15 protein-coding genes are annotated in these 15,588 nt (G+C 46.7%); 8 read left to right on the forward strand and 7 right to left on the reverse strand.

Annotated features, from left to right (window positions below; genetic code table 11):
• The first annotated feature begins 174 nt into the window (after positions 1–174).
• Positions 175–1,710, forward strand: coding sequence for a YifB family Mg chelatase-like AAA ATPase (locus ACYZ97_RS11685; RefSeq protein ID WP_473299057.1), 1,536 nt, complete (start codon positions 175–177; stop codon positions 1,708–1,710).
• Here the strand turns inward: ACYZ97_RS11685 and ACYZ97_RS11690 are convergent.
• Positions 1,707–2,696, reverse strand: coding sequence for an aldo/keto reductase (locus tag ACYZ97_RS11690; protein WP_473299059.1), 990 nt, complete (start codon positions 2,694–2,696; stop codon positions 1,707–1,709). The two genes, ACYZ97_RS11685 and ACYZ97_RS11690, sit on opposite strands and share 4 nt — an antisense overlap.
• A 250-nt stretch (positions 2,697–2,946) precedes the next feature.
• On the opposite strand from ACYZ97_RS11690, the gene dnaK reads away from it, so the two are divergent.
• The 3 genes from dnaK (at position 2,947) to pmtA (ending at position 6,790) form a co-directional block, all read left to right on the forward strand.
• Positions 2,947–4,854 carry a molecular chaperone DnaK gene (gene dnaK / locus ACYZ97_RS11695; RefSeq protein ID WP_473299061.1) on the forward strand — a complete coding sequence of 636 codons (1,908 nt, stop codon included), beginning with the start codon at positions 2,947–2,949 and terminating at the stop codon, positions 4,852–4,854.
• A gap of 110 nt (positions 4,855–4,964) precedes the next feature.
• On the forward strand, positions 4,965–6,113 hold the full coding sequence (gene dnaJ, locus ACYZ97_RS11700) for a molecular chaperone DnaJ (protein WP_473299063.1): 1,149 nt from the start codon (positions 4,965–4,967) through the stop codon (positions 6,111–6,113).
• A gap of 77 nt (positions 6,114–6,190) precedes the next feature.
• Entirely contained in the window at positions 6,191–6,790 is a 600-nt protein-coding gene (gene pmtA / locus ACYZ97_RS11705) for a phospholipid N-methyltransferase PmtA (protein ID WP_473299065.1), read from the forward strand.
• Positions 6,791–6,854: 64 nt separating this feature from the next.
• On the opposite strand, the gene dapE is transcribed toward pmtA, so the two are convergent.
• Positions 6,855–8,036, reverse strand: a complete 1,182-nt coding sequence (gene dapE, locus ACYZ97_RS11710; RefSeq protein ID WP_473299067.1) for a succinyl-diaminopimelate desuccinylase — start codon at positions 8,034–8,036, stop codon at positions 6,855–6,857.
• A gap of 104 nt (positions 8,037–8,140) precedes the next feature.
• On the opposite strand from dapE, the gene ACYZ97_RS11715 reads away from it, so the two are divergent.
• Positions 8,141–9,298: a M20 aminoacylase family protein gene (locus ACYZ97_RS11715; RefSeq protein ID WP_473299068.1), complete on the forward strand. Its 1,158-nt coding sequence runs from the start codon at positions 8,141–8,143 to the stop codon at positions 9,296–9,298.
• 91 nt (positions 9,299–9,389) lie between these two features.
• A complete protein-coding gene (locus ACYZ97_RS11720) occupies positions 9,390–10,127 on the forward strand; it encodes a L,D-transpeptidase (RefSeq protein WP_473299070.1) in 738 nt (245 codons plus the stop codon).
• A gap of 262 nt (positions 10,128–10,389) precedes the next feature.
• Here ACYZ97_RS11720 and ACYZ97_RS11725 read toward each other — a convergent pair whose 3' ends face one another.
• On the reverse strand, positions 10,390–10,782 hold the full coding sequence (locus ACYZ97_RS11725) for a DUF930 domain-containing protein (protein WP_473299072.1): 393 nt from the start codon (positions 10,780–10,782) through the stop codon (positions 10,390–10,392).
• A 119-nt stretch (positions 10,783–10,901) separates the two neighbouring features.
• On the opposite strand from ACYZ97_RS11725, the gene ACYZ97_RS11730 reads away from it, so the two are divergent.
• On the forward strand, positions 10,902–11,138 hold the full coding sequence (locus ACYZ97_RS11730) for an Lrp/AsnC ligand binding domain-containing protein (protein ID WP_473299074.1): 237 nt from the start codon (positions 10,902–10,904) through the stop codon (positions 11,136–11,138).
• A 20-nt stretch (positions 11,139–11,158) separates the two neighbouring features.
• On the opposite strand, the gene ACYZ97_RS11735 is transcribed toward ACYZ97_RS11730, so the two are convergent.
• The 4 genes from ACYZ97_RS11735 to ACYZ97_RS11750 all read right to left on the reverse strand — a co-directional run bounded on the left by ACYZ97_RS11735 (position 11,159) and on the right by ACYZ97_RS11750 (position 14,468).
• Positions 11,159–11,770, reverse strand: a complete 612-nt coding sequence (locus ACYZ97_RS11735) for an alpha-ketoglutarate-dependent dioxygenase AlkB (RefSeq protein WP_473299076.1) — start codon at positions 11,768–11,770, stop codon at positions 11,159–11,161.
• A gap of 64 nt (positions 11,771–11,834) precedes the next feature.
• Positions 11,835–12,296 carry a peptidoglycan-binding protein LysM gene (gene lysM, locus ACYZ97_RS11740; RefSeq protein WP_473299078.1) on the reverse strand — a complete coding sequence of 154 codons (462 nt, stop codon included), beginning with the start codon at positions 12,294–12,296 and terminating at the stop codon, positions 11,835–11,837.
• A 62-nt stretch (positions 12,297–12,358) separates the two neighbouring features.
• The gene (arfB, locus tag ACYZ97_RS11745) at positions 12,359–12,790 is read right to left on the reverse strand and encodes an alternative ribosome rescue aminoacyl-tRNA hydrolase ArfB (protein ID WP_473299080.1); all 432 of its coding nucleotides are present in this window, start codon (positions 12,788–12,790) and stop codon (positions 12,359–12,361) included.
• 82 nt (positions 12,791–12,872) lie between these two features.
• Entirely contained in the window at positions 12,873–14,468 is a 1,596-nt protein-coding gene (locus ACYZ97_RS11750; protein WP_473299082.1) for a phosphoenolpyruvate carboxykinase, read from the reverse strand.
• A 328-nt stretch (positions 14,469–14,796) separates the two neighbouring features.
• On the opposite strand from ACYZ97_RS11750, the gene ACYZ97_RS11755 reads away from it, so the two are divergent.
• Positions 14,797–15,522, forward strand: a complete 726-nt coding sequence (locus tag ACYZ97_RS11755) for a response regulator transcription factor (protein WP_473299084.1) — start codon at positions 14,797–14,799, stop codon at positions 15,520–15,522.
• Positions 15,523–15,588 lie beyond the last annotated feature (66 nt).

Here is a 15,588-nt window from a genome sequence, read left to right on the forward strand (position 1 = left end):
CAGTGTCACATCGCTGTTACATTCGCTATCAATTATTCTAGATTGTTTTTGTCAATGAAATGTTAAATCTGACGCCGAGTGATGATATAAAATCATTTTGTTCACCTATTGTTCTTGCATTTAAAAAAGCTTTATGGCAGTTTTGCAAACGATAAAGAGAGCGGGAGATCATCAATGGTTGCGCATATAACCACGGTAGCATTTCAAGGAATCGAGGCTGTGCCCGTTGATGTGCAGGTTATGATTGCACCGGGAAAAATGGGGATGAGTATCGTCGGTTTGGCCGATAAGGCGGTTGCGGAAAGTCGTGAGCGGGTGCAGGCCGCATTGCATGCTTCAGGTCTTTCGATGCCGGTTAAGAAGGTGACTGTTAATCTTGCACCTGCCGATTTACCTAAGGAAGGTTCGCATTACGATTTACCGATCGCTGTCGGCTTATTGGTGGGTATGGGTATTTTGCCCGCCGATTTGGCTGAAAAATATGTTGTTATGGGCGAGTTGTCTCTGGATGGTTCGATTGCACCGGTTAATGGTGTTTTACCTGCTGCGATGGGTGCCGTAGCGCTTGGTAAAGGATTAATCTGTCCTTGTTCTCGTGGCGGTGAAGCCGCTTGGGCCGGTGATGATCTGGACATACTCGCACCCGTCAGCATGCTTGCGCTGGTTAATCATTTCAAAGGTAGTCAGGTGATGCGCCGTCCTGAGCCTGCGCAATATATCATGCAGGATAATCTACCTGATTTCGCCGACATCAAAGGCCAGCAGGCCGCCAAACGCGCGCTTGAAGTGGCGGCTGCCGGTGGACATAATCTTCTATTTGTTGGTCCGCCGGGCGCTGGTAAGTCAATGTTAGCCGAGCGTTTGCCATCGATTTTACCGCCTCTGGATGCGCATGAATTGCTGGATGTATCACGTATTGCTTCAATTGCTGGCGAGATAACAGGTAAGGCTTTTTCTATGCATCGTCCGTTTCGTGCACCCCATCATTCAGCTTCAATGGCGGCTATGGTCGGTGGCGGTCATAAGGCAAGGCCGGGCGAGGTATCTTTGGCGCATAACGGTGTTCTGTTTTTGGATGAATTCCCCGAATTTTCACCGCAGGTGCTCGATTCATTACGTCAGCCATTGGAAAGTGGTGAATGTGTTGTGGCGCGGGCCAACCATCATGTCAACTATCCTGCCCGTATCCAGTTGGTGGCGGCGATGAACCCGTGTCGTTGTGGCATGGCTGGTGAACCAGGTCATACATGTGCGCGTGGTCCACGGTGTCAGGCAGATTATCAGGCGCGTATCTCCGGTCCTCTGCTTGATCGTATTGATTTGCGCATTGAAGTTCCGGCTTTGAGTGCAAATGATTTGATGACGCCCTCATCATCCGAGCCAAGCCGTGTTGTGGCACAGCGTGTTGCAGCGGCGCGTGAAAGACAGAAGCAGAGATTTTTGGCGCTTGGTATGGAGCATGTGCGCACTAACAGCCAATGTCCGGCGGCTATTATTGAGAAAATAGCCGAACCGGATACAGCCGGTCTTGCTTTGCTGCGCCAATTGAGTGAAAAAATGCAATTATCGGCACGTGCCTATCATCGGGTTTTAAAAGTTGCACGAACCATAGCCGATCTTGATGCTGCGTCAAAAATTGGCCGTAAACATCTCGCTGAAGCCCTGTCTTACCGTTTGGGCAATGAGCGATTGGCAGCAATAGCGTGTTAGCCGTTCAATACTTTTGATTGGCGCTCATTATAACGCTCGCCGATAATATTGTGTTGTGCCAATATATTGGCAATATGAGCTAGATCATCATCCGAAAATTGGATATTGGCAGCGGCGAGATTATCTTCAAGGTGCTCTATTTTACGCGAGCCGGGAATGGCGACCAATGATGGGCGTTGATGCAACACCCATGCCAGAGCTAATTGTGCCGTTGTTATATTTTTAGTGTCAGCCATGCGCTTTAAATCATCAACAAGGTTTTGGTTGTGGGCAATGGCCTCTTCGCTAAAGCGCGGCAACAAACGGCGATTGTCATTTTTATCCATTTGTTCGATGCTGAATTTTCCGGTTAAAAATCCACGTCCGAGGGGGCTGAAAGCAACAAAGCCGATACCTAATTCATCACAAGTTGCAAGAATGTCGACTTCCGGGTTACGTGTCCAAAGCGAATATTCGCTTTGCAGGGCGCTAATCGCATGGACCTTGTGGGCGCGCCGAATAGTGGAGGCAGATGCTTCGGAAAGTCCAAGATGGAGTACCTTTCCCTGGGTGACCAGATCGGCCATTGCGCCGACAGTGTCTTCAATTGGCACATTGGGATCCACACGGTGTTGATAGAGCAGATCAATATAATCGGTTTGCAATCGTTTTAATGAGCCTTCAACGGCTTCACGAATGTGCTCGGGGCGGCTGTTGAGACCGTCACCGCGTTTGGGTTTGCCATTTTTGATGAGGATATCATAGCCGAATTTGGTTGCAATTTTTATTTTATTGCGAAAAGGCCTGACGGCTTCACCTACCAGAACTTCATTTTCAAAGGGACCATACATTTCAGCCGTATCAAAGAGTGTTATGCCTTTTTTATAGGCATGATGAATGGTCTTGATCGCAGTTTGCCGGTCAGCATGGCCGTAGCTATGCGTGAAGCCCATGCAGCCGAGGCCGAGAGTTGAGACCTCCAATTGCCCGAGTGTGCGCTGTTGCATATTTTTACCTTTGATCTTGTAGGCGTATATGGATGATAGAGGTGTCAAGGGCGTTATTTAAAGTAAAAAATGGGTGAGAGCGATAATTCATTGTCATAATCCCTTGCACCTGCCGATATGCGCCCTTATATACGCCAAAGAAAAGTTCGAAACAGGTTTTTTACAAGCCGGTCTCGGGCTTTAAAAGTGTAAGGAGCCGTTATCAGGAATGCTCGGTAGAGGTCCTTGCGGCTTGCTAAAGGAGAGTAGAATGGCAAAAGTTATCGGTATTGACTTGGGAACGACCAATTCCTGCGTTGCTGTCATGGATGGCAAAAGCGCGAAGGTTATTGAAAATGCGGAAGGTGCACGTACGACTCCGTCGATTGTCGCTTTTTCCGATGGTGGTGAGCGCCTTATCGGGCAGCCAGCCAAGCGTCAGGCTGTTACCAATCCAGAAGGTACGATTTTTGCGGTCAAGCGTTTGATCGGTCGTCGTTTTGATGATCCGATGGTTGCCAAGGATAAAAAGCTTGTCCCGTATGATATTGTCAAAGGTGACAATGGTGATGCATGGGTAGAAGTAGAAGGCAAGAAATATTCGCCGTCACAAATTTCAGCTATGACATTGCAGAAAATGAAAGAAACGGCAGAAGCCTATCTTGGTGAAAAGGTTGAACAGGCCGTTATCACTGTTCCGGCCTATTTTAATGATGCTCAACGTCAGGCGACCAAAGATGCCGGTAAAATTGCCGGTCTTGAAGTTTTGCGTATTATCAACGAGCCAACAGCGGCTGCCCTTGCCTATGGTTTGGATAAAAAAGATGGCAAAACGATTGCCGTTTACGATCTTGGCGGCGGTACATTCGACGTTTCAGTTCTTGAAATCGGTGATGGTGTTTTTGAAGTAAAATCGACCAATGGTGACACATTCCTGGGCGGTGAAGACTTTGATATGCGTCTGGTCGAATATCTGGCCGATGAATTCAAGAAAGAACAAGGTATTGATCTAAAGAATGACAAACTTGCCCTGCAGCGTCTTAAAGAGGCTGCCGAAAAGGCCAAGATTGAGTTGTCTTCTGCTCAGCAGACTGAAATCAACCTGCCTTTTATCACGGCTGACCAGTCAGGTCCTAAGCACTTGGCTATGAAATTGACCCGTGCAAAATTTGAAAGTCTGGTTGATGATTTCGTCCAGCGTACAATCGCGCCTTGTAAGGCTGCTTTGAAAGATGCCGGTTTGAGTGCGGCTGAAATTGATGAAGTGGTTCTTGTCGGCGGTATGACCCGTATGCCGAAAATTCAGGAAACCGTGAAGAGCTTCTTTGGTAAGGAACCGCACAAGGGTGTTAACCCTGATGAAGTTGTTGCCATGGGCGCAGCTATTCAGGGCGGTGTGCTTCAGGGTGATGTCAAGGATGTGTTGTTGCTTGATGTGACACCATTGTCACTGGGTATTGAAACATTGGGCGGCGTGTTTACACGGTTGATCGAACGCAATACGACTATTCCGACCAAGAAATCGCAGACTTTCTCGACTGCTGATGACAACCAGTCGGCTGTGACGATCCGCGTTTTCCAAGGTGAGCGTGAAATGGCGGCTGACAATAAGATGCTTGGCCAGTTCGATCTGGTCGGTATTCCACCTGCACCGCGCGGTGTACCGCAGATCGAGGTGACATTCGATATTGATGCGAATGGTATTGTCAATGTTTCGGCCAAGGATAAAGGCACAGGCAAGGAACATCAGATCCGTATTCAGGCTTCTGGCGGTCTTTCGGATGCCGATATCGAAAAAATGGTCAAGGATGCGGAAGCCAATGCCGAGGATGACAAGAAGCGTCGTGAAGGTGTAGAAGCTAAAAATCAGGCTGAAGCCCTGATCCATTCGACCGAAAAGTCCTTGTCTGAATATGGTGATAAGGTTTCAGGGGATGACAAGTCGGCCATTGAAAATGCTGTCAGCGATCTGAAGGCGGCCATTGAAAGCGATGATGCAGCCGATATCAAGGCCAAGACGGAAAAGCTGGCTGAAGTATCTATGAAATTGGGTCAGGCTATGTATGAGGCCAGTCAGGCTGAAGCAGAAGCTGATGCCGCAAAAGATGCCGCAGCTGATGCTAAGGATGATGATGTTGTTGACGCCGATTATGAAGAAATCGACGACAGCAAGAAATAAGTCCGGGCTGAACCTGATGTAAAAGATGTGGCAAAAGCCCGGCAGTGTGGAAACAGTCTGTCGGGCTTTGCTTTTAGATGTAAACCAGTTTCAATGTTGAAGGGTTAGTGATGAAGGTCGATTATTACGAAGTGCTTGGCGTGACGCGTGAATGCGATGAAAAAACGCTTAAGTCTGCATTTCGCAAACTTGCCATGCAGTATCATCCCGATCGCAATCCGGATAATAAAGAGGCCGAACATAAATTCAAGGAAATCGGCGAAGCTTATGAAGTTTTGAAAGACCCGCAAAAGCGCGCCGCTTATGACCGTTTTGGCCATGCAGCCTTTGAAAACGGCGGTGGTGGCGGCAATCCTTTTGGTGGTGGTTTCGCTGCGGGTGGTTTTGCTGATATTTTTGAGGATATTTTCGGCGAAATGATGGGTGGCGGACGTCGCCGTCGTTCTGATGGGCGTGAGCGTGGCGCCGATTTAAGTTATAATATGGAAGTCAGCCTCGAAGAGGCTTACCATGGTAAAACCGCGCAAATCCGTGTGCCGACATCTATAAAATGTGAGGCTTGTGAAGGCTCGGGTGCCAAAAAGGGTAGCAAACCGACGACATGCGGAACTTGTCAGGGCTCTGGTCGTGTTCGCGCATCACAAGGTTTCTTCTCGGTTGAACGACCTTGCCCGACCTGCCATGGTCGTGGCGAAATTATTTCCGATCCATGTTCTAAATGTCTGGGGCAAGGCCGGATTGAGGAAGAACGCTCGCTTTCCGTTAATATTCCGGCTGGTATTGAAGATGGTACACGTATCCGTCTGGCCGGTGAAGGTGAGGCCGGTACGCGTGGAGGTCCCACAGGCGATCTATATATCTTCCTTTCTGTGCATCCGCATGAATTCTTTCAGCGTGACGGTGCCGATCTTTATTGTCGTGTGCCGATTTCAATGACAACAGCTGCCTTGGGTGGTCAATTCGAGGTTTCTACGCTTGATGGTACCAAGACCCGTGTCAAAGTGCCGGAAGGTACCCAGAACGGCAAACAATTCCGTCTCAAGGGTAAGGGTATGCCAGTTCTACGCCAGCAGGCGACCGGTGATCTTTATATACAGGTTTCCATTGAGACACCGCAGAAACTCAGCAAAAAACAGCGTACTTTGCTGGAGGAATTTGCAAAAATTTCCAATGAAGCGGAAAATTCGCCGCAGTCTCATGGCTTTTTCTCGCGTATGAAGGATTTTTTTGATTCTGTTGGTTCGCATAACACAAAATAGACAATCTTTTATTGTAGTTATGCATAGGCGGATGAACACGTTATGTGCTATCCTTCTATTTTGTTCGGGAGGAACAAATGGTCAATGGACTGAAAAAGAGGCTTGCCAATAAGTTTGGCGAAGAGCTTAGATTCATCAAAGGCATGATGGACGGTCCTAAAAAAGTAGGCGCGATTTTGCCGACATCATCGGTCACCTCTAAACGTATGGCCAGTGTTGTTGATCCGCATTCAGGACTTCCGGTATTGGAATTGGGGCCGGGAACTGGTGTTATTACCAAGGCTATTCTGGCCCGCGGGGTCAAACCTAAAAATCTTTATTGCGTTGAATATAGTGAAGATTTCGCTGCCCATCTCAGGGTCAAGTTTCCAGATGTCAATATTATTTGCGGAGATGCTTTCAATCTGGATATCACATTGGGTGATATGTGTGATGCGACCTTCGATTGTGTGGTTTGTGCCATTCCATTGACCTTGATACCGGTGCCGCAGCGTGTGGAATTGATTGAGGATCTGCTTTATCGCATTCCTGAAGGACGGCCTATTATCCAGATTACTTATGGTCCAAAATCTCCGGTTCCGCCACATAAGGGTAATTATACCGTCGAGCATTATGATTTTGTTATGCGTAATGTACCACCGGCACGCTTATGGATTTATCGTCGGCCGATTAACTGACGGAAAAAGGTATGCAGCTCATCTATTGCTGTAAAGATTCCATGGCCTTGTTATATGTAAAAAGTCAGGCTTTAAAGAAATCCTCGATAAAGCGTTCATAGATAAGGGTCAATTTTTCCAGATCGTCGATAGATGTATGTTCATCAATCTGATGCATGCTGTGTCCGACAAGGCCGAATTCCACAACAGGGCAATAATCTTTGATAAAACGGGCATCCGATGTACCACCCGAAGTTGAAAGTTCTGCTTTTTTGCCTGTAACGGTCTTAATGGCCTGATTCAGTGTTTCAACCAACCGGTCATTTTTTGTCAGAAAGACACCACCCGGACTCGTGACCCATTCAAGTGTCATTATAACAGGGGTATCACGTTTTTTATTGATGGCTTGATGCGCCATTTGCAACCGCTGTTCAATTTCTTCTTGTAGGCTTTCTTTTGTCCAGCAATCATTATAGCGGATGTTAAACCGCAAAATGGCCTTTTCCGGAATGACATTGACACTCGTATTATGTGTATCAATGGCTGTGATTTCGAGATTGCTAGGCTGGAAATCATTTGTGCCGTTATCAAGCGGCTGGGCTAATAATGCATTGGCAAAACCAAGCAGTGGCCGTATCGGGTTATCGGCACGGTCTGGATAGGCAACATGACCTTGTCGACCATGAACCGTCAAGATGCCGGAAAGTGAACCGCGCCGACCGATCTTGATCATATCACCAATTGCATTGGGATTGGTTGGTTCGCCGACAATGGATGCATCCCATTTTTCGCCTTTGTTTTTAGCCCATTCCAGTAATTTGACGGTGCCGTTAATTGCGGGGCCTTCTTCATCGCCGGTAATGAGCATGGAAACAGAGCCGTTGATTTCACCGCGGGCCTTGATGCGTGCCAAGGCTGCGATAAAGGCAGCAATACCGCCTTTCATATCAACAGCACCGCGGCCATATATCAAACTATCTTCAACGGTGCCGGAAAAAGGCGGGTGTGACCAAGCGTTGACATCACCTGTCGGGACAACATCGGTATGACCGGCAAACATCAGATGCGGTCCCTCATGGCCCATCCGGGCATAGAGATTTTCAATGTCGGGCGTTGCTTTGTCTTTAAAGACGGGCCGGTCGACTTCAAACCCCAAGGGTTTCAGCCATGTTTCTAGCTGTGCCAGAGCACCGCCTTCCGCTGGTGTCACAGAGGGACAGCGGATGAGTTCGGCAAGAATTTTTACGGGGTTGGTCAATGTATCCATAAAATGGTTGTAACGGGTTTTGGCTTTTAAGAAAATACTATTCGTGTGGTCGGCTATATATGCTAACAATGATTTTTATCGGGAAGTTTGAACGGGATGATTATATGCAGAAGATTCGCGATCATATAGACGGATTTATAGATGAAATGATTGCGTTGCGGCGTGATTTTCATATGCATCCCGAATTGTCCCGTCAGGAATTCCGTACGAGTGCCATTGTCGCCGACCTTTTGGAAAAATGGGGATATGAAGTAACCCGTAATGTTGGTGGCACTGGTGTTGTCGGACGTTTGAAAGCGGGGCATGCTAAGACGAGTATTGGTATTCGTGCCGATATGGATGCATTGCCGATTGATGAGGAAACAAATCTGTCTTATGCCAGTAAAAACCCGGGTGTTATGCATGCTTGCGGCCATGATGGGCATACAACTATGCTTTTGGCAGCTGCCCGCTACATGGCTGAGACAAAGAATTTCAATGGTATATTTCAGGTTATTTTTCAGCCGGCTGAAGAAGGTTTTGGCGGTGCGCGGTTGATGGTTGAAGATGGATTGTTCGATCGTTTTCCGGTCGACCATGTCTTTGGTCTTCATAATTGGCCGGGTATACCGGTTGGTCAAATTGCAATCAGTGACGGGCCGATGATGGCGGCTGTAGATACAGTTAATGTAACGATTCAGGGTAAAGGGGCGCATGGTGCGTCGCCAGAAGCAAGTATTGATCCTATTGTCGCCGCTTCTTCTATTGTTATGGCTTTACAATCGGTTGTCAGCCGCAATGTTTCGCCCATGCAGACGGCAGTTGTAACAGTCGGTTCCTTCCAGAGCGGTTCAGCCTCCAACATTATTCCGGATAAGGCTGAGCTAAAACTTTCAATCCGGTCTTTTTCAAAAGATGTGGGTCAGATGATGGAAGAGCGGATTAAAACCATTGTCCATCAGCAGGCACTATCCTTCGGAGCTTCCGGTACGGTTGAATATCTGCGTGATACACCTGCGGTTATCAATCATGTGGATGAAAAACAGATTGCAACAGAGGTTGCCCAGCAAATATTAGGGCAAGACAAGGTTGATGCGCATTATCCGCCGGTCATGATCAGTGAGGATTTTTCAGTGATGTTGGAAAATTGTCCGGGAAGTTTTCTGTTTCTAGGGAATGGAGACAGTGCTGGTCTGCATAGTCCGTTCTATAATTTTAATGATAGCGCATTGATTGTTGGCGCGACTTATTGGGCGGCTTTGGCCAAAAAATATCTTTCTTAGGTTCTGATTCTAGGTTGTTGCTTGATTATTTTAAGATTTGAGCAATCATAAAAGGGGATAATGGCATCTGTTTTATGCTGGGTGCTAGATCATGGTCAAAACTGTTTTTCATTTATCTCGTCGTCAATTTTTGATGAAATCTGTTCTGGGCGCCGGTGCGGCTACCCTTATGCCTGCTGTTTTGTCCGGCTGTATGAGCGACGGACTTATGTCGGTCGGTCAGGGTGGTGTTGATCCAACAACAACGGCAACTATACCACGGCCTAAAATTGGTGTTGATGCTAACTTTACCGCGCCGGAAAAAATGTATGCAGCGGTTACCGAAGGCCCGTATCAGTTACAGGCTATTCCTTATGATAGGCTACCGAAGCAGTTCATACGCCAGATCGTGCCGAATCCTACGAATGAAGCTGCGGGAACGATTGTTATCCATGTGAAGGATCATTTTTTATATTATATCCAGCCGGATGGTGATGCATTGCGGTATGGCGTGGGGGTCGGTAAGGCCGGTTTTGAATGGTCTGGGCGGGCACAGGTCGCGATGAAGCGCGAATGGCCGCGTTGGACACCGCCACCTGAAATGATTGGCCGTCAGCCGGAACTGGTCAAATATAAAAATGGCATGGAACCGGGGGCCATGAATCCACTTGGTGCGCGGGCTCTCTATATTTATCAAAATGGTCGTGATACCGGCTATCGCATTCATGGTTCGCCAGAATGGTGGTCGATTGGACAGTCGATGTCGTCGGGTTGTATCCGACTGATGAATCAGGACATTATCGATCTTTATAACCGTGTTCCTGTCGGCACACCGATTGTTGTAGCATAAGGATTGCTGGAAAATCCCTATCAATGCTTTTTATAAGTATTTGGACGCCCGACAAATCAAGCGGGGGCAATTATGTCGGGCGTCCTGAACCTTGCCGTTTATTGGCTTGGTATCATGAAAACGATACAGATGGGAATTTGTTCCATATTGTTGTCTGTTTTTTTAAAAAATAATATAAAAATATTCTATCATATTGTTATTATTATATTATTTCATAAAATTTTGTTTGCAACCTGTTGTATGGGGCAGATTGTAGATTGGTTTATGGAACGAGGTAGTGTTTGTCCCAATGGCTGCGGGGAATGAGATTACCAATTTGATAGGAAAATGATTTCACGGTCATATGGTCATCATCCAAGCGACATTCGAATGAAAGATGATACCATTTACCTTTTGCACGAACGGCCGCACCTTTGGCCTTGATATGGTTTTTGCCCATTTGTGGGTCGCTATAAGCATATGCCAGAACCTTGTCGGCAGCTATTTTTGTGTCATGGCTGAGGCGGTCCATGGCTTCAATATCGCATCTTTGTTCAAGGCGTGTCTGTGGATCAAGGGCGCGTAGCTGTTTTTCTTCGATGTGGTTCATGGAGAAGGCGGATGAATACAGCAAAAAACTGAATAATCCGGTTATGATCAATTTAAAAGTTTTCATCGGACTCTTTTTTAATTTTTGCGTATTTTGCCGTGGTTTTTTGGCAATGGCAAGAAAGGAAGTTGATTTCGGCATCAATTCCATGTTTTGTGAATGAAATAGTTCGATGGAGAATGAAGATGAAGCCGGTTTTTGTACAATTGCAATGCGCCCCGGGCACTGCCTATAAGGTAGCGGATACACTTTATGCACGCGAAATTGTGTCCGAACTCTATTCAACCAGTGGCGAGTTTGAATTATTGGCCAAAATTTATATTGAAGAAGGTCAGGACATTGGCAAATTCATCAATGATAATATTCTGGATATTCCTGGCATTACCCGTTCGTTGACAACGCTGACCTTTACAGCATTCTAGCTTGTTTTATCAGGGTGTTTTTAAATCGTATATACACGCCGCAAGGTTAGGTTGATACGGCCCGGCTTTTTAAGCAATGTGGATGTGCCCGCATATATGCGGTCAACACCATGATAGGCAAGGCGTGCTTTGCCGCCAAAGACGATGATATCGCCGCTGTTTAAACGTAGGGATTGTGTTTTGTCACTTCGGTTTGTGCCGCCCATACGGAATAGACAGCTATCACCCAAAGAGATAGAAATGACGGGTGCATCAAGCGCTTTTTCGTCTTTATCCTGATGCAGTCCCATTTTTGCATCGGGTTCATAAAAATTGATCAGGCATGCATCGGGCGGCATTTGGTAATGGCTTAAATTGTTCCAGAGCTTGAGCAGTGGATCAGGAATTGGCGGCCAATTTTTACCGGTTAAGGGATGGGTCGGTTGATAGCGATAACCATTTTGTTTGTCTGTCACCCAGCCCAGTTTGCCACAATTGGTTTGCCGCACGCTCATAGCTTTGCCGGTTTTGGGCATAAGAGGTGTATATAATGGTGCTTGGGCAACAATATCACGGATGTTTTCAAGCAAATTCTGTTGAGCGTAACGGAGTAAATATTCCGGATAATAGTGGAAGCCGTTGAAGTCGATCATAACAGAAACAATAAAGCGGCGGAAGACCCGCCGCAAGTAAGGAATTTGGTTTGTATATGATGGATCAGCTATCCGCCAAGGATGGTATGCGTAGTGACTGGCCGGGATAGATTTTGTCAGGGGATGACAACATCGGGCGATTGGCTTCAAAAATAATTTTGTTTTTATCGCCGTGGCTTGAACCATAAATATTTTCGGCAATTTTCCAAAGAGTATCGCCTTTCTTTACTTCATAGAAGCGTGTTTGGGGTGTGTTCGTTGATTTTGCATCAGTAATTTTCAGATTATCGGTGTTGACGGTACTGATGCCCAATGTGTTACCGACAGCCATAACTGCTTTTTCAAAAGTTTCTTGATCTTTGATTTCACCCGATAATATGGCTTTGTCGCCATTAATCGAGATTTCGACTTTGTCAGTGTCGAGTTTGTAATTGTTTAAAGCAGATTTGATATTGACGGCCTCGGGTACTGCTTCGCCTTGGGTCAACTTGCTGCCTGCAGATTTTAAAAAACTAAATAGTCCCATAATGTGCTCCTTTGCCTGTTGTCTAAAAACAGATAGAGCAATCTGGAAGATTTCAAGAGCTGTTATTGATCGTTGATACGACCACGTAGTTTTTTAATGTTTGAACGATCCGTTTTTGCCTTTAGACGCCGCTCAATCGAGCCTTTGGTTGGCCGTGTTTTTTTTCGTGGTAATGGAGGCGGTTCAGCTGCTTTTTTAATAAGGTTGACCAGTCGTTCGAGTGCGTCGGCCCGATTTCTTTCTTGTGTGCGAAAGCGACTAGCTTCAATGACAATTTCACCCTGTTTGGTTGCCCGCTGTCCGGCCAGTTTTATCAGACGTATATATACATCTTCTGGTAATCCTGCATTGATTGCAAAAAAGCGCAATTGTACGGCTGATGCAACTTTATTGACATTTTGTCCCCCTGGACCGCTGGCGCGAATAAATGTTTCTTCCCAATGATCGGGCGAGATAAAAATAGAACGGGTGATCCAGATATGTTGTTCCTTCATAGACAGTGTTATAGTTGATTATATAGAAAACAAAAGACCCGGCATTGACCGGGTCTTTTTAATTATCAAAGTGTTGGAACAATCAGACGTTTGGCGCAGCGTTTTTAACATCTGCATCGACATGATCGAGGAATTTTTCAAAATTCTTCACAAACATGCCAGCAAGTTTTTTGGCTTGAGCGTCATAGGCTGTTTTGTCGGCCCATGTTGAACGCGGATCAAGAATGGCTGTATCGACATTATGAACAGCGGTTGGCACTTCAAAGCCGAAATTGTCATCGTGTCGGAAAGAGACACTCTTGAGGGAACCATCGAGAGCCGCAGTCAGAAGGGCACGCGTTGCTTTGATCGGCATACGTTTGCCGATACCATAGGCACCACCGGTCCAGCCGGTATTAACCAGCCAGCAGTCTACCTTGTGTTCTGCAATCAATTTGCGCAAAAGGTTGCCATATTCTGATGGATGGCGCGGCATGAATGGAGCGCCGAAGCAGGTCGAGAAGGTTGCTTCTGGTTCGGTTACGCCTTTTTCGGTACCGGCAACCTTGGCAGTATAGCCTGAAAGGAAGTGATACATAGCCTGTGCCGGGGTCAGCTTGGCGATGGGCGGCATAACGCCGAAAGCATCAGCTGTCAGCATGATAATATTTTTAGGTTGGCCACCTTTGCCGTTCGGGCTGGCATTGGGAATGAAGTCGAGCGGATAAGCGCAGCGGGTATTTTCTGTGAGCGAGCCATCATCAAAATCAGGCTGGCGCAGATCGTTCATGACAACGTTTTCCAGAACGGAACCGAAGCGCTGTGTGGTTGCGTAGATTTCCGGTTCGGCTTCTGCCGATAGACGGATTGCCTTGGCATAGCAGCCACCTTCAAAGTTGAAAATGCCGTCTTTGCCCCAACCGTGCTCGTCATCCCCGATTAAAGTACGGGTTGCATCGGCTGAAAGTGTTGTTTTACCGGTACCGGAAAGGCCGAAGAAAATCGCGGTGTCACCGTTTTTGCCTTCATTGGCCGAGCAATGCATTGGCATAACGCCTTTGGCAGGAAGAAGATAGTTCAATGCAGTAAAGACCGATTTTTTCATTTCACCGGCATAGGATGTGCCGCCGATCAAGACGACCATATTGGTGAAGTCACAGGCAATAACGGTTTCAGTGCGGCAGCCATGACGTTTTGGATCTGCCTTGAAGGACGGCAGATTAATGATGGTCATTTGTGGAACATAGTCTTTTAGTGTATCCAGTTCAGGACGGATAAGCAGATTGCGGATGAAAAGCGCATGCCATGCATATTCGCTAACTACGCGGGCGCGAATGGAATTGGCTGCATCGGCACCGCCGACCAGATCCTCGACAAATAGATCCTTGCCCTTGGCATGTTCGATAAAGTCGGCTTTGAGAATATCGAACTGTTCCTGTGTCATGGGCTTGTTATTATCCCACCACACATGTGGTTCGGTTTCTTTTGTGCAGACGATAAATTTATCCTGCGGCGAACGGCCGGTATGCTGACCGGTATAGGCAACCAGCGCACCCTGAGCGGTAATCTTGGCTTCATTGCGGCGGATTGCTTCTTCATAGAGTAGGGCTGGTGTAAGATTATACTGGACAGTGCCCAGATCTTTAAGCCCGAATGTTGTTAGAGAGGCTTTAGGGTTGAAAATGCCGATCTCTTTCATGGTATCTCCGCATAGTATTTTGGTTGAACATGAAGCCTGTAAACAGACAAGGTTCCTCTCAAAAGCAGAAAATAATAATTATTTCAAACTTTTAATCGATTTAAAAAAAATTTAAATTTTTTAAAATGTGTATAACTGGCACTTAAAGCCATATGGGAAGCTGGTTTTTCTAGGTGTTTTAGAAAAAATTTTGATGTAAAATCAAAGAGATTAGCATCGACGCCACAATTTGTACTCAATTTGTCCTACAAAAAGCAAAGAAATGCATTAACAATGATGCAATGTCGGTGATAAGCACCACCACTGTTTAAAGAGAAAGTTACTTGCCATGAAAGATGTCGCGACAACCACCCAGACGATCGCACTCGTTGATGATGACCGTAATATTCTGACTTCTGTATCTATTGCTTTGGAAGCGGAAGGTTATAAGGTCGAGACTTACACCGATGGTGCGTCTGCATTGGAGGGGTTATCCGCGCGTGCGCCTAATCTTGCTATTTTCGATATCAAGATGCCGCGTATGGATGGCATGGAGCTGTTGCGCCGGTTGCGTCAGAAATCTGATTTGCCTGTTATTTTCCTGACCTCCAAGGATGATGAAATTGACGAATTATTCGGCCTTAAAATGGGTGCGGATGATTTTATTACCAAACCCTTTTCACAACGTCTGCTGATCGAGCGTGTGCGTGCGGTTTTGCGCCGTGCGGCCGCGCGCGGTGAATCGGCAGGGAAAACGCTGGCTACGGCTTCATCATCGCTTGAACGCGGACATTTGGTAATGGATCAGGAGCGCCATACCTGTACATGGAAAGGCGAGCCGGTAACTTTGACGGTTACTGAGTTTCTTATTTTACATGCATTGGCCCAGCGTCCGGGCGTCGTGAAAAGCCGTGATGCATTGATGGATGCTGCCTATGATGATCAGGTCTATGTTGATGACCGCACGATTGATAGCCACATCAAACGGCTGCGTAAAAAATTCAAACAGGTTGATGACGATTTTGAAATGATTGAGACACTTTACGGTGTCGGGTATCGTTTCCGCGAGGCGTGATGATTTAAACGTGTGATTGGGGTGGTTCTCAGGAGGATCGTCTATTATTCGCCGTTCTATTGATAG

The sequence above is a fragment of the Bartonella sp. bp_1 genome, assembly GCF_055808085.1.